Here is a 14,174-nt window from a genome sequence, read left to right on the forward strand (position 1 = left end):
GCCGCCCCCGACACCGTATTTCGCCCACGGGGCGGGCGCCCGGTCCTGGACGCTCGCCCATCCCCATAGCGGTCAGTTCTGGCCGAGCCAGAGGTCGGGACCGAACACCTCGTAGTGCACCCGGCGCGCGAGCAGTCCACCGTCCAGCAACCCGGAACGGACCGTGCGCATGAACGGCAGCGGGCCGCACAGGTAGGCCTCGGCCGCCTCGGGGATCTCGACCGGGTCCAGGTCCATGGTGCCGGGACGCACCGTGACGTCCGCGCTCTCGCCCGCGTCGGTGTGGTCCTGCTCGTACCAGACGTGGGCGGTGGCGCCGGGCAGCCGCTCGATCAGCTCGTTGAGCTCTTCGCGGTGGGCGTGGTCAGCGGGCGTGCGGTCGGCGTGCAGGACGATCACTCGGCGGGTGCTGCCGTGTTCGTCCAGGTGCCGGAGCATGGCCGCGATGGGGGTGCAGCCGATACCGGCCGACACCAGGACCAAGGGGTGGTCGCCGTCGGAGAGGGTGACGTCGCCGGCCGGGGTGGAGACCATGAGGGTGTCACCGGGGGCCGCGGTGCCGTGCAGGAGGGTGGAGACCTCGCCGGCCGGATGGTACTCCCCCGCGCGCAGGCGCTTGACGGTGATCAGCCGCCGGCTGCCGTCCCAACCGGAGACGGAGTACTGGCGGGCCTGGTGGACGCCGTCGGGCATCTGGGCCCGCACGCTCACGTACTGACCGGGCCGGAAGTCGGGGGCGGGGTCGCCGTCGCCGGGCTCCAGGGTGAGGGTGACCGCGTCGGCGGTCTGCTCGCGGCGTTCGGTCACCTTCCAGGGGCGCCACACGTCGCGGCCACTGCTGCCGGACTCCAGGTACAGGCGGGCCTCCATGGCGATGAGGGCGCCGGCCATGAGCCAGTACACCTCGTCCCAGGCGGCGACGACCTCGGGGGTGGCCGCCTCGTCGAGGACGTGCGCGATGGCGCCGAAGAGGTACTTGTGCACGATCACGTACTGGTCCTCGGTGATGCCGAGGGAGACGTGCTTGTGCGCGATGCGGGACAGGAGGGCGTCGGGGCGCTCGTCCGGGTTGTCGAGCAGCATCGTGGCGAAGGCGGCGATCGACCCGGCCAGGGCCTTGCGCTGTTCACCGCTGGCCTGGTTGCCGCGGTTGAACAGCCCGTCGAGGAGCTCCGGGCGTTCGCCGAGCATCGTGTCGTAGAACCGGGCGGTGATGTCGTCGAGGGCTCCGGCGACGGCGGGGATCGTGGCGCGGACCGTGGCCGCGGACTCGGTGGAGAGCACGCTTCCTCCTGAGTCGGGACGTGAGTCCCGGCATCGATAATTGGTATCTAAAATGCATATTAAGCGCGCTGATCGGACACCTCACACCGGGGTGGGTTAACGGAAAACGCCAGTTCAGACCGGGTTTTAGACCGGGGAACCGTCCTCGCGGAGCAAAGTGAGCACCTGCCGTGTGGGCGAGCTCACCAACGATTCCACGGTCACTTCGTCCAGGGAGGCGTAGAAGGCCTCACGCGCCTGCGACAACGCCACGCGCAGTCGACAGGCGGCGCGCAGCGGACAGGGCGGGTCGTCCTCACAACCGGCCAGGTCGCCCGAGCCCTCCAGCTCACGGACGATCGCCCCCACCGAGGAACGCCGGCCGGTATCGGTGAGCCGCAGACCGCCGCCGCGTCCGCGTCGGGCCTCGATCAGGCCCATTTCCGACAGGCGCGCCACGGCCTTGGCCATGTGCGTGTAGGGCACGTGGAGCATGCCCGCGGCGTCACGCGTGGTGAGGAGTTCACCCTCCCGAGCGACCGCGAGCCGCATGACCAGGCGCAGGGAGACGTCGGTGAAGACGGTCAGACGCATGTCGCCCATGGTAGGTCGTGTGCGGTGACCTTGCTCGGATCCGGTTCACCCACCGCTCTCACGGCCGCTCCGAGGACGCCCCTCCCCCTCCGGACCCGGACTCGCGTCGTCGCCCCGGCGTGGAGCGGGAGCGCCGCGCGGCATCCACACCAGCACCACCAGCAGGCCCACCAGCCCGAGGGCCAGCGAGACCGTCGCCGCCAGGTGCAGCCCCTCCAGGAAGGCTTCCTTGGCCGGCGTGACCAAGGCCACTCCCTGTTCGCCCAGTGTCCGGGCGAAGGCCATCGTGCCCTCGATCGACTCCCCGGCCACCCGGACCTGTTCGGGGTCGGAGTCGGTCTCGGTCGCCACCTGCCGCAGCGTGGGGGCCATCGCCGACCGGTAGTGGAACGAGATCACCGCGCCCAGGACCGCCACGCCCATGGCCGTGGCGACCTGCCGCACGGTGTTCTGCACCGCCGACGCGGCACCGGCCTTGCCCGGCGGCACCGACGACATGATCGCGTCCGTGGCCGGGGTGAGCACCACGGCCATCGCCGACGTCTGAAGGAAGAAGAACGTGATGATGAGCGGCAGCGGGGTGTCCTGTTCGATCCGTGTGTAGAACAGGAAACTGCAGCACACGATCGCGATACCGATGGCGGCCAGGGTGCGCGCACCCACCCACCGGACCAGGGTGGGGCTGAGCGGCGCGAACACCATCTGCCCGATGGCGGCGGGCAACACCAGCAGGCCCGCGACGAACGGGGAGAACTCGCGCACGCTCTGCCAGTAGAAGCTGAGGAAGAAGATGATCCCGGACATGCTGAAGAACAGCACCATGATCGTGGCGATGGACACGCTGAACCGCGGGTCGCGGAAGAACCGCACGTCCAGCGAAGGGTTGGGGACCCGCGACTCGTGCACCAGGAACAGCACGATCACCGCGACCCCCAGCAGCAGGGCGCCGAACACGTCCCAGTCCGCCAGCGACGCCCGCTCCCCCGCGGTGATGATCCCGTAGATCAGCAGCACCAGACCGGGGATGGACAGCAGCACGCCCACCACGTCCGGGCGACCCGCGTGCTCGTCCCGGGACTCGGGGATGAGCACGAACATCAGCGCCAGCCCGACCAGGACGAACGGCACGTTCACCAGGAAGATCGAGCCCCACCAGAAGTTCTCCAGCAGCAGACCGCCCGCCGACGGCCCGATCGCCATCGCCAGGCCCACCGCCCCGGCCCAGATCCCGATCGCCCGGCCGCGCTCCTCGGAGGGGAACACGTTGGTGATCACCGACAGGGTCTGCGGCATCACCATGGAGGCGCCCAGACCCATCACCGCGCGCGCCGCGATCAGCTGTTCGGGGCTCTGCGAGTACGCCGACAGCGCCGAGGCCGCACCGAACACGACCAGCCCCCACGCCAGCAACCGTCTGCGCCCCCACCGGTCCCCCAGGACACCGAAGGTGAACAGCAGCCCGGCGAACACCAGCGTGTAGGAGTTGATCGCCCACGCCAACTGCGCCTGACTCGCTCCCACCCCGTCGACCGGGTCGGACAGGGTCCGCAGGGCCACGTTGAGGATCGTGTTGTCGGCCACGACCACCAACAGGCAGATGATGAGCACCGCGAGCCCACCCCATCTGCGCCGGTACGCCGTCCGCTGGTCCAAGGGGACACCTTTCGATCACCACGCCCGCCCGCCGCGCGCCGCCCCGTCATGCTAGTAGGAGGGGGTGATCCACATCTCGACCGGTGGCACCCCTGGAGGCGGGGCGACAGGTGGGAGCGCGCTCACAGAAGTTCACGGAAGATCCCGTGCGGTGGCCCCACGGGCACCCTGCTTCCACGACACCACGGACGATGCACCGGTTGTTCGGCGATGTGAATTCAACCCCCGCCCCGGGTCGAAATCGACATGCTCCGCGTGGGATGATGCTCGTGTGCGGTCCTCGCACGCTTGTTCTCCCCCTACCGGTTCGGCCGGGGGCAAGGGAACACGGCGGTGGGGAACATCCCGCATGAGCACGCCGTTCCCTCCGGGGAACCAACGCGCACACGTGCGCACGACAACCCTTCTCGTCCACACGTCCGGGGACACCCACAGCAGGTGCTTCGAGACAACGGAGGAAGAACACCATGAGCAACACGGCCCAGACCCCCTCCGCCGGGAACGCCCTGTACGGCGGGGTCACCAACCGACGCGTCACCATCCGCGACCTGGCCCGCGCCAAGGAGCGCGGCGAGCGCTGGCCGATGCTGACCGCCTACGACGCCCTCACCTCCCGGATCTTCGACGAGGCCGGCATCCCCGTTCTCCTCGTCGGCGACTCCGCCGCCAACGTCGTCTACGGCTACGAATCCACCGTCCCGGTGACGGTGGACGAGCTCCTCCCGCTGACCGCGGCGGTGACCCGCTCCACCAAGCGTTCACTGGTCGTGGCCGACCTGCCCTTCGGCTCCTACCAGGGTTCTCCCCAGCAGGCGCTGGAGACCGCCTCGCGCTTCATGAAGGAGGGCAACGCCCAGGCCGTGAAGCTGGAGGGCGGCCACTCCGTCGCCCCGCAGGTGGAGATGCTGGTCTCCGCGGGCATCCCGGTGATGGCGCACGTGGGTCTGACCCCGCAGTCGGTCAACACCCTGGGCGGCTACCGGGTGCAGGGTCGGGGCGAGGCCGCCGCCGACCTGCTCAAGGACGCCAAGGAACTGGAGCGCGCCGGCGCGTTCGCCCTGGTACTGGAGGCGGTCCCCGCCGACCTGGCCGCGCAGGTCACCGAGCAGCTGTCCATCCCCACCGTCGGCATCGGCGCGGGTGCGGGCACCGACGCCCAGGTTCTGGTCTGGCAGGACATGGCCGGGTTGAGCCCGCGGGTGGCCAAGTTCGTCAAGACCTACGCGAACCTGGGTGAGACGCTGCGCGAGGCCGCGACCTCCTACGCCGACGAGGTCGTCAACGGCGCCTTCCCGGCCGAAGAGCACACCTACAAGAGCTGACTCCGTGAGCCATGAACGCCGGCCGGGCATCCCCCGGCCGGCGTTCTCACACGTGGGAGACGGAACAAGTGCGCCTCGCGCGAGGTTGGTGCTCTGCGAAGACTTCCGAATCGAGGGGGAATCCGGACATGGCACCGAGCAGTGCGCCGACCGTCGACGTGGCCTGGTTGGCGGAGCACCTGGACGACGAGGGTCTCGTCCTCGTGGACGCGACCACGCACCTGAGCATGCCCGCGCAGGGCCCCTACACCGTGGAGTCGGGACGAAGCACCTTCGACGCCGCGCACATCCCCGGCGCCCACTTCGCCGACCTGCTGACCGACTTCGCCGATCCCGACGCCCCCGCGCCGTGGACCGTGCCGTCCTCGGAGCGGTTCGCCGCGAGCGCGGGCGCCCTGGGAATCGGCCAGGGCGCGCGAGTGGTGGTCTACGACCAGTCCAGCGGTTTCTGGGCCACGCGCCTGTGGTGGCAGTTGCGTTTGGAGGGCTTCGACGACGTGGAGGTCCTGGACGGCGGGCTGAACGCCTGGAAGGCGGCCGGTCACCCGGTCACCGACGCCCCGTCCCCGGCCCCCACCGCACGGACCTTCAAGGCGCACCGCCGCCCGGAGCTGCTGCGTTCCACCGAGGAGGTCCGGGCGGCCATGGGCGACCCGGGCACGGTCCTGGTCAACGTTCTGGACCCGAAGACCTACAGCGGTGAGAAGAAGAGCTACGCCCGGGCCGGCCACATCCCCGGCAGCATCAACCTGCCGGTGAGCGAGGTCACCGACCCCGCCACCGGAACGCTCAAGCCGGTGGCGGAGCTGCGGACCCTGTTCGCGGCCAAGGGGCTGCTCGACCCGGGCGTCACGCCCGTCACCTACTGCGGCGGCGGGATCGCGGCCACCGGTGTGGCCCACGCGCTGGCCCTGGCCGGTCGCGAGGACGTGGCGGTCTACGACGGTTCGATGACGGCCTGGACGGCCGACGAGTCGCTCCCCCTGGTCACCGGCGACGAGCCCGAGTAGGGGCGGGGCCCCGGGGAAGGGCGAGCCCGGCCGGTCAGGATGAGGCGCGTTCCGGCGCGGTCTCCGGTTCTTCCGGAGGCCGCGTCAGTCCTTGGGCGGAGCGTCCGAAGGCGGGCAACAGGACGGCCGCCAGGTAGACCGCCGCCCCCGCCACGAGCACCGGGGAGACCCCGAGGGCACCGATGGCCACCCCGATGCCGGGCGCGGCGATCGGCGCGCCGACCCGGGTCAGGGCGCCGACCATCGCCATGCCCCGCCCCACCATGTTCGTGGGCAGGCGTTCGAAGATCAGCGCCGACAGGATCGGGTTGATGACCCCGCCGAACAGCCCGGACACACCCCAGACCACCAGGACCACCCAGAGCGGTACGTCCAGGGCCAACACGAGGATGCGGGGCGGGCCGGCGACGGCCAGGGCGACGAAGAAGGTCGCGCGCCGGGGCAGGCGGTGGCCGATCCAGGCGGCGAACAGGGAGCCGAGTACCGAGGCGCCGCCGAGCGCTCCCGCCACCAGTCCGACCCCCTCGGGTCCCCAGCCCCCTTCGTGGGCCCAGATCGGCAGCGCCAGGCTCATCACCGCCACGTCCACGACGTTGGTCACCAGGATCATCGCCGTCAGGGTGCGCAGCGGCAGGTCGCCCCAGATGGCGCGCCATCCGGCGTGCAACCGGGTCAGGTAGCCGTGGTCCGCTTCCGGATCGGGTCCGCCGGCGCGCCCGACGGTCTCGGTGTCGCGGCGCAGCATCAGAGCCATGATCCCGGCCGCCGCCAACATCAGTGCGGCGTTCAGGTACAGGGCGGTGAGCGCGCCGAGAGCGGCGACGAGGGCGCCGGCGGCGATGGGTCCGACCGTCATGGAGAGCCGGTCGACGGTGCCGGTGAGCCCGGTGACCCGTTCCACCCGTACTCCGGCGGCGCGAGCCACGAACGGCGCCAGCGACACCTTCGCGGCCTCGGAGGGGCCGGTGGCCAGGCCGATCACGGTGACCAGGACGAGCAGGACCGGGAAGGGCAGCAGGCCGGCGGTGAACAGGAGGGGGACGGTGAGCAGGGCCAGGGCCGCGAGCAGGTCCACCCGGATGCTGACGGCGCGCTGGCCCACCCGGTCCAGGACGGGGCCGACGAACAGCCGGGCCAGGGTGTAGGCGCCCAGTTCGAACAGGGTGACCAGACCCATGTGGGCGGGGCTGCCGGTGGTTTCCAGGACGAACCAGGGGATGGCGATCATGGCCAGGCGGGTGCCGATGTAGGCGCAGGCCTCGGCGGCGACCAGACCGGTCACGGGTCTCATGGCGTTTCCGCAGAGGGGCCGGGGGGCGAGTCGGCCTCGGGGGTCCGGTCGTCGTCGGGTTCCGGTGCGGGGAAGGCGCCGAACTGGACGTTGACGGTGCGCTCCCCTGGTCCGCCCTCGTCGGAGTAGCGGTTCAGGAGTTCGACCACCTCGGCGCGGAAGCGTTCCATCTGGTCCAGGGTGAGGTCGACGGTGCGGTCGGCCATGAGCTGGGCCTCGCGCCACCCCTCCGGTTGGGCGGACCACAGATTCACGGCGGCGGCCAGGCGTTCGGACCAGCGGGCGGCGATGGCGTGGCGCAGCGTGGTGGTGAGTTCGGGCGCCTCGGTGTCCAGGTGTTCGGGCAGGCGGAAGCCTTTGTGGGCCGCGCGCCACCAGCGTTCACGGCTGGTGCCGAGCGAGGGGTCCTCGGCGATGAACCCGTAGGTCTCCAGTTGGCGCAGGTGGTAGCTGGCCGAGGCCGAGGAGATGTCGAGCCGTTCGGCGATGCTCTTGCCGGTGGCGGGCGCCTTCTGGATCAGCTGGTAGACGCGCATGCGCAGCGGGTGGGCCAGTCCCCGCAGGGAACGCGCGTCGAGGTGCGCGGCGTTCTCGAAGGGGTCGTGCGGGGTGGATCGGTGGTCGGCGGAATCGCGAGAGTCGGACATGCTCTCACGATAGACGCCCAAGACTTCTTGGCCAATACTTGTTGGCCAAGAAGTCTTGGGCGCCATCGGCGCCGACGCCCCTGACAGACGTGAGGCGCGTCACGGCCCGAATGCCGTTCGGCAGTACAGTGACGCGATACCAGGATCGCCACGATCGCCACGGGCCGGGCCCCGGCCCCACCGGGAGGACAGCAGATGCGCATCTCGATGCCGCTCCAGTACGCGGGCGAGCCCAAGGCCGCCGTCGACCAGGTCGTCGAACTGGAGAAGGCCGGTCTGGACACCGTGTGGGTCGCCGAGGCCTACGGCTACGACAGCCCCACCCTCATGGGTTACCTGGCCGCCCGAACCGAACGCGTGGAGATCGGTTCGGCCATCCTGCCCATGTACACCCGGACCCCCGCCCTCGTCGCGATGACCGGAGCGGGGATCGACTACCTCTCCGACGGCCGTGCCATCATCGGCCTGGGCGCCAGCGGACCGCAGGTCATCGAGGGTTTCCACGGCATTCCGTACTCCAAGCCGCTGGCCCGCACCCGCGAGACCATCGAGATCTGCCGCAAGATCTGGGCGCGCGAGGAACGCCTCACCCACGACGGCGGTGTGTTCACCCTTCCGCTGCCGCCCGAGCAGGGCACCGGCCTGGGCAAGCCGCTCAAGATCATCAACCACCCGGTGCGTTCGAGCATCCCGATCTACGTGGCCTCCCTCGGTATGAAGAACGTCGAGATGACCGCCGAGATCGCCGACGGGTGGCTGCCGCACCTGTTCATCCCGGAGAAGGCCGACAAGGTGTGGGGCAAGGCCCTGGAGCAGGGCAAGGCCAAGCGCGACGCCTCCCTCGGTGAACTCGACATCTCCGCCGGCGGCCTGCTCGCCATCGGCGAGGGCGAGGACGTCAAGAAGCTCCTGGAGTTCACCCGTCCGATGATCGCCCTGTACGTGGGCGGCATGGGGGCCAAGGGCAAGAACTTCTACAACACGGTGGCCCAGCGCTACGGCTACGAGGAGGCCGCGGAGAAGATCCAGGACCTGTACCTGGCGGGGAAGAAGGACGAGGCCGCGGCGGCGGTGCCCGACGAGTTCGTGGAGCTGACCAACCTGGTCGGCCCCGAGTCGTACGTGCGCGAGCGCGTGGGGGCCTTCCGCGCCGCCGGGGTCACCCGCCTCAACGTCACCCCGGTGGGCGACAACCCCGCGAAGCTGATCGAGAAGGTCAAGGACTGGGCCTCCTGAGCCCTCTCCCCCGAGGATGACCCTTCTCCCTCCCCGTGATCTTGCTACCAGAAGCGAAAAAAGCGCCGTTTTCGCTTCTGGTAGCAAGATCACGGCTGCGGGAGTGGGTTATCCACAGCTTCGGGGGAAGGCCTCGCTTCGACGTCGGCAGCACCTCACTCTGGAGGCATGAACCCTCCCGAACCTCAGCAAGGGCTCCGAACCCCTGGTCCGGGCGCCTCCGTCGCTCCGGGTCGGCCTGCCTCCGCCCCACAACGCTCCAACGCGCTCTCCGCCGGTCGCGGCACTCGCACCGTGCCCGGGGCGGCACTCGCCATCGCCGCCCGCCAGTACGGAGTGCTCAGCTGGGCCCAGGCCGGTTCCACCGGTGTCACCAAGAGTGACGTGCGCCGCCTTGTTCGCAACGGTGAGTGGGGGCGCCCCCACACGGGTGTCTACTCCGTACGAACTCTGACAGCTTCTCCCGACACCAAGACGCACCTTCGCACAGCGGCTATGGCCGCCCAACTGGCTCTGGGGCCGAACTCCTTCGCCGGGGGTGAGACCGCCGCACGCCTCTGGGAGATGCAGGGTCTCCCCCTCTGGGATGGGCGAACCGTCCACATGGTCATCCCCGCACTCGGGGCCCAGCGTCATCACCACCGCATCACGTTGCACAGCTGGCCAACCTCCCCCGAAGAAGTCACCACCCTCCACGGCATCCGCTTGACCAATCCCGGCAGGACCCTGCGCGACACACTCCTTCGGGTGGATCGGGAGACCGCCGTCTGCCTCATGGACTCCGTGTTGCACCAAGGCCTCGTCCTAGACGACGAAATAGAGGAACTGGAACTGGCGAACCGGGGGCGCAGGGGCTGCGTGAACGTTCGCCGGTGGTGGCGTTTGGCCGACGGCCGCGCGGAAAGTCCTCTGGAGACCCGGGTACGCCTGATCTGTGTGGACGGGGGGATACCTCCCACCGACCTACAGCACCGTTTCCTCGACGGCCATGGGCGGGCCATCGGTGTCGCCGACTTCTGGTGGGAGGAACAGCAGCTCATCGGTGAAGCGGACGGTCTGGGCCCGCACAGCCTCCCCCAGGCTCTGCTCAGGGATCGAGAGCGGCAGAACGCCCTACAGCGCTGGCATCCGGGCGTACGCATCGTCCGATTCACCTGGCAGGACCTGGAGCACACCGAGAACGTGCTCAAGGGCCAGGGCGCGACGCTGGAAGTGGTCTCCATCAACCGCTGAGCTCCCGCTCCCATTCTGTGATGATCTTGCTCGCAGCGCCCATTTGGGCGCCGAACATGGCGCTGCGAGCAAGATCGTCGCGAACGGCGCCGCCGACGCGCGGCTACAGGCCGGTGATCCGGATGCCCGCGTGGGTCTTGTAGCGGCGGTTGACCGCGATGAGGTTGGCGGTGAGCGCCTCCACCTGGTGGGCGTTGCGCAACCGGCCACCGAACACGCCCCGCACCCCCGGGATGCGATCGGCCAGGGCCCGCACCACGTCCGTGGCCTCGCGGTCCTCGCCCAGAACCAGCACGTCCAGGTCGACCTCGGCCACCTCCGGGTCCAGCAGCAGCTTCGCCGACACGTGGTGGAAGGCGGCGGTGACCCGGCTGCCCGGCAAGACCTCGGCGGCCTGCTGGGCGGCGCTGCCCTCGGAGACGTCCAGCGCGAACGGCCCCTTCTTGTCGAAGCCGAGCGGGTTGACGCAGTCCACCACGATCTTCCCGGCGAGCTTGTCGGCCAACGCGACCAGCAGCTCCCGATGACCATCCCAGGGCACAGCGACGATCACGATGTCGCCCTGAGCGGCCGCGTCGCCGTTGTCCAGCCCGTGCACCCGCACCTGCTCGGACTCGCCCTCGACCAGATCATTGGCGGCCTTGGCGGCGCGCTCGGCGCTACGAGAACCGATATAGACGGTGTGCCCGGCCAGGGCGAACCGGCGGGCCAGACCCCGGCCCTGGTCGCCGGTGCCGCCCAGCACGGCGATGGTCTTCCCGGTGATGTCCACGCCCTGCGGCGCGTTCTGTTCGCTCATGGGGCCGATCCTGTCAGAGCGGGGTTCGGTGACGGGCGCGCAGGGCCGGGCTCGGCCGGACTCAACGGCCCTCCTCTTCCTCCTGTTCTTCCCACTCCTCATTGCGTTCGGCGGCGATGTTCAACGCCCGTGCCGCCGTCGCCTGGTCCGGGTAGGGCCCCAACCTCTGACTGTTGGGGCACCCCTTACCGTGTTCGACTTCGTTGTGCCGCAGACAGAACCACCAAGCATCCTCCCGAACGTCCACCACAGCAGACCCACCTCTCTCTCGCCGTTCTCGTGGGGCATCTACCCGCACCTGGGGCGCTCCTCACACCCGCCGTCGCGCCATGTCGGTGCCACCCACGAACTACAATCAGTGTCCATGACTACTCCGCTGGTTCCTGGGCGCATCTCGCCGCAACGTTCGGTCCCCTCGCACATCGTCCGCCCGGAGTACGTCGGTAAGAAGCGTCCGATCGAGGGGGTCCTGGGCGACGTCCACGACGCCGAGACGATCGAGCGTGTCCGTGTGGCGAGCCGGATCGCCGCGCAGGCCCTGGAAGAGATCGGCAAGCACATCGTGCCGGGCGTGACCACCGACGAACTGGACCGGGTCGGCCACGAGTTCCTGCTCGACCACGGCTCCTACCCGAGCACCCTGGGGTACAAGGGCTACCCGAAGTCGCTGTGCTCCTCCCTCAACGAGGTCATCTGCCACGGCATCCCCGATGACACGGTCGTCTCCGACGGCGACATCGTCAACATCGACATCACCGCCTACAAGGACGGTGTGCACGGCGACACCAACGCCACGTTCCTGTCGGGGAACGTCTCCGAGGAGAACCGGCTGCTGGTGGAGCGCACCCACGAGGCGACCATGCGCGCTATCAAGGCGTGCCGCCCGGGTCGGCAGGTCAACGTGATCGGCCGGGTGATCGAGTCCTACGCCAAGCGGTTCGGCTACGGCGTGGTCCGTGACTTCACCGGTCACGGCGTGGGCCCGGAGTTCCACTCCGGCCTGATCATCCCCCACTACGACGACCCGCGCGCCACCACCACCATGGAGCCGGGCATGGTGTTCACCATCGAGCCCATGATCACCCTGGGCGGGGTGGAGTACGACCTGTGGGAGGACGGCTGGACCGCGGTGACCGCGGACCGCTCCTGGACGGCCCAGTTCGAGCACACCCTGGTCATCACCGACTCCGGCGCCGAGATCCTCACCCTTCCCTAGTCCTCGTCCCTGCCACCGATTCCGTGGGCCGCGGCCGGCCGCCGGGGCCCACGCGTGGGCGGGATCGACCATGGCGCCGACATTCGCGATGACCTGTGGTACGTGTGTTGACCCGGGGTCGTGGAACGCTTCCAGCGCGCAAGGGCTTAGAATTCTGAGCCATGCCCCTGAGCGCTCCGGTCGAGATCACCCGTTCCCTCGGGTACGCGGCACACGCCGAACAGCGTCCGGCCCCGGGTGTACTACTGAGAACCCTGTACGAGGCTCGTGAGATCGGCAGTCGACACCTCCGACCGACAGGGATCCGCGCCATGGCGCTCTTCGTCCACCTGACCCCCCGCGCCAACCTCGCCCGCGTCCAGCGGTCCGGTGTGCACACCTCCCCCGGCCAAGGGGAGGTGCGAGGGGTCTTCTGCTTCCCCATGCTCCCCTCCTACGCGGTGACCCACCAGTGGTTGCGCGCGCTGGAACCTCATCACGAGCCGCAGGGCATGGTCGCGGTGGACATGCGCCTTCCGGACGACGAGCCGGTGACGGTGGGTCACTTCGACGACCGTGACGCCCGCCGGGTCACCGCGTTGGAGGCGGTCCACGTGGTCAGGTCCCTGGAGGACCCCGGCGGCTGGGAGGTGGTCGTGCCCCGCCCGGTGCTCCGTTACGAGGTGCAGCGCATCCGGGAGGTCGGCAGAGCCGGCGCACGGCCGCTCATCCCCGAGCCCTACGCCCACACGGTGCCCGCGGGCCGGCCCGCCTCCTTCTCCCCGTTCCGGTTCGAGCCGCCGACCGACGTGTCCGGCGTGTCCGGCGTGACCGATGTGTCCGGTGTCTTCGCCGACCTCGGGTGGGCCATCCCGGAGCAGGTCCGCGGAGACTGACCGAACCGGGCCCCGCACCTATGGCCCCGCGAGGTGGTCGGGCTCTAGGCTCTGGCGATGAAGATTCTGATCTCCGCGGACATGGAGGGCGCCACGGGCGTCACCTGGCCCGCCGACTGCGAACCCGGCACCGAGCAGTGGCAGCGCTGTCGGGTGATGTTCACCAGCGATGTCAACGCCGCGATCGCCGGGCTCTTCGAGGGCGGCGCCACCGAGGTACTCGTCAACGAGGCCCACTCCACCATGCGCAACCTCTTGTTGGAGGAGCTGGACGAGCGGGCCACCATGATCACCGGCAGGCACAAGGAACTCTCCATGATCGAGGGCGTGCAGACCGGTGACGTGGACGGAATCGTGTTCCTGGGCTATCACTGCGGGGCCGGAGACGAGGGGGTGCTGGCCCACACCTACCTTCCCAACGCCATCACCGGGGTGTGGCTGGACGGCGAACCCGCGAGCGAGGGCCGCCTCAACGCCGCGGTGGTCGCCGAGTACGGCACCCCCGTCATCCTGGTCACCGGCGACGACCGGGCCTGTGAGGACGCCGAGTCCTACGCGCCCTTCGCCCGGACGGTCGCGGTGAAGGACCACGTCAGCCGGTACGCCGCGCGGTGCCGACCTCCCGCCCGCACCGCCGCCGACATCCGCGTGGCCGCGGAACGGTCGATGACGCTGGCGGGCCGGATCGACCCGGTCGATCCCGCGCACAAGGCGATGGAGATCGAGGTGGACTCCGCGCAGCTCGCCCAGGCCGCGGCTATCGTCCCGGGGGTGACCCGCACCGGCGCGCGCCGGGTCCGCTACACCTCTCCGGACGCCTACGAGATGATCCGGGCGTTCAAGACCGTCACCACGATGATCTCCAATCACATGGAGAAGGACTACGGCTGAACCCATGGCGCTGCCCGGGAGTCCCACTTCCGGGCGGTTCTCCGGATAATCGCACGTGAGAACCGGTAGAACTGTGCCCGGGACCCGGTAACGGCCGACCCCTGCCCCGAGCACGGTTCACCACCCCACCACCACCTGAAACCC

14 protein-coding genes are annotated in these 14,174 nt (G+C 69.7%); 7 read left to right on the forward strand and 7 right to left on the reverse strand.

Features of this window, described 5'->3' with window-relative positions:
• Positions 1-72 precede the first annotated feature (72 nt).
• The 3 genes from BQ8420_RS07900 to BQ8420_RS07910 all read right to left on the reverse strand — a co-directional run bounded on the left by BQ8420_RS07900 (position 73) and on the right by BQ8420_RS07910 (position 3,510).
• The gene (locus tag BQ8420_RS07900; RefSeq protein WP_087097169.1) at positions 73-1,284 is read right to left on the reverse strand and encodes a globin domain-containing protein; all 1,212 of its coding nucleotides are present in this window, start codon (positions 1,282-1,284) and stop codon (positions 73-75) included.
• A 126-nt stretch (positions 1,285-1,410) separates the two neighbouring features.
• Complete coding sequence (locus tag BQ8420_RS07905; protein WP_087097241.1) at positions 1,411-1,857, reverse strand: Rrf2 family transcriptional regulator; 447 nt, start codon at positions 1,855-1,857, stop codon at positions 1,411-1,413.
• 45 nt (positions 1,858-1,902) lie between these two features.
• Positions 1,903-3,510: an MFS transporter gene (locus BQ8420_RS07910; RefSeq protein ID WP_087097170.1), complete on the reverse strand. Its 1,608-nt coding sequence runs from the start codon at positions 3,508-3,510 to the stop codon at positions 1,903-1,905.
• 467 nt (positions 3,511-3,977) lie between these two features.
• Between BQ8420_RS07910 and panB the strand changes: the two genes are divergently transcribed.
• Together panB and BQ8420_RS07920 are read left to right on the forward strand one after the other, a co-directional pair.
• Positions 3,978-4,832: a 3-methyl-2-oxobutanoate hydroxymethyltransferase gene (panB, locus tag BQ8420_RS07915; protein WP_087097171.1), complete on the forward strand. Its 855-nt coding sequence runs from the start codon at positions 3,978-3,980 to the stop codon at positions 4,830-4,832.
• A 128-nt stretch (positions 4,833-4,960) separates the two neighbouring features.
• Positions 4,961-5,842 (forward strand): sulfurtransferase, encoded by an 882-nt coding sequence (locus BQ8420_RS07920; protein WP_087097172.1) that lies wholly within the window; start codon positions 4,961-4,963, stop codon positions 5,840-5,842.
• Between the two features lie 34 nt (positions 5,843-5,876).
• Here the strand turns inward: BQ8420_RS07920 and BQ8420_RS07925 are convergent, their stop codons facing one another.
• Positions 5,877-7,133, reverse strand: coding sequence for an MFS transporter (locus BQ8420_RS07925; RefSeq protein WP_087097173.1), 1,257 nt, complete (start codon positions 7,131-7,133; stop codon positions 5,877-5,879).
• Positions 7,130-7,780 carry a winged helix-turn-helix domain-containing protein gene (locus BQ8420_RS07930; RefSeq protein ID WP_087097174.1) on the reverse strand — a complete coding sequence of 217 codons (651 nt, stop codon included), beginning with the start codon at positions 7,778-7,780 and terminating at the stop codon, positions 7,130-7,132. The genes BQ8420_RS07925 and BQ8420_RS07930 overlap by 4 nt, the downstream gene beginning before the upstream one ends.
• Before the next feature lie 195 nt (positions 7,781-7,975).
• Between BQ8420_RS07930 and BQ8420_RS07935 the strand changes: the two genes are divergently transcribed.
• Together BQ8420_RS07935 and BQ8420_RS07940 are read left to right on the forward strand one after the other, a co-directional pair.
• Positions 7,976-9,016 (forward strand): LLM class F420-dependent oxidoreductase, encoded by a 1,041-nt coding sequence (locus tag BQ8420_RS07935; RefSeq protein WP_087097175.1) that lies wholly within the window; start codon positions 7,976-7,978, stop codon positions 9,014-9,016.
• Between the two features lie 168 nt (positions 9,017-9,184).
• Entirely contained in the window at positions 9,185-10,249 is a 1,065-nt protein-coding gene (locus BQ8420_RS07940) for a type IV toxin-antitoxin system AbiEi family antitoxin domain-containing protein (RefSeq protein ID WP_143847150.1), read from the forward strand.
• A 103-nt stretch (positions 10,250-10,352) separates the two neighbouring features.
• On the opposite strand, the gene npdG is transcribed toward BQ8420_RS07940, so the two are convergent.
• Positions 10,353-11,048, reverse strand: a complete 696-nt coding sequence (npdG, locus tag BQ8420_RS07945; RefSeq protein ID WP_087097176.1) for an NADPH-dependent F420 reductase — start codon at positions 11,046-11,048, stop codon at positions 10,353-10,355.
• 61 nt (positions 11,049-11,109) lie between these two features.
• Positions 11,110-11,298, reverse strand: a complete 189-nt coding sequence (locus BQ8420_RS07950; protein WP_087097177.1) for a hypothetical protein — start codon at positions 11,296-11,298, stop codon at positions 11,110-11,112.
• A 114-nt stretch (positions 11,299-11,412) separates the two neighbouring features.
• Here BQ8420_RS07950 and map point away from each other — a divergent pair, with 114 nt between their 5' ends.
• The 3 genes from map to BQ8420_RS07965 all read left to right on the forward strand — a co-directional run bounded on the left by map (position 11,413) and on the right by BQ8420_RS07965 (position 14,030).
• On the forward strand, positions 11,413-12,264 hold the full coding sequence (map, locus tag BQ8420_RS07955; protein ID WP_235005997.1) for a type I methionyl aminopeptidase: 852 nt from the start codon (positions 11,413-11,415) through the stop codon (positions 12,262-12,264).
• Between the two features lie 161 nt (positions 12,265-12,425).
• Positions 12,426-13,139 carry a hypothetical protein gene (locus BQ8420_RS32275; protein WP_200815851.1) on the forward strand — a complete coding sequence of 238 codons (714 nt, stop codon included), beginning with the start codon at positions 12,426-12,428 and terminating at the stop codon, positions 13,137-13,139.
• A gap of 57 nt (positions 13,140-13,196) precedes the next feature.
• Positions 13,197-14,030, forward strand: coding sequence for a M55 family metallopeptidase (locus BQ8420_RS07965; protein WP_087097179.1), 834 nt, complete (start codon positions 13,197-13,199; stop codon positions 14,028-14,030).
• Positions 14,031-14,174 lie beyond the last annotated feature (144 nt).

The sequence above is a fragment of the Nocardiopsis sp. JB363 genome (genome assembly GCF_900143625.1).
In the GTDB taxonomy this organism is placed as follows: domain Bacteria; phylum Actinomycetota; class Actinomycetes; order Streptosporangiales; family Streptosporangiaceae; genus Nocardiopsis.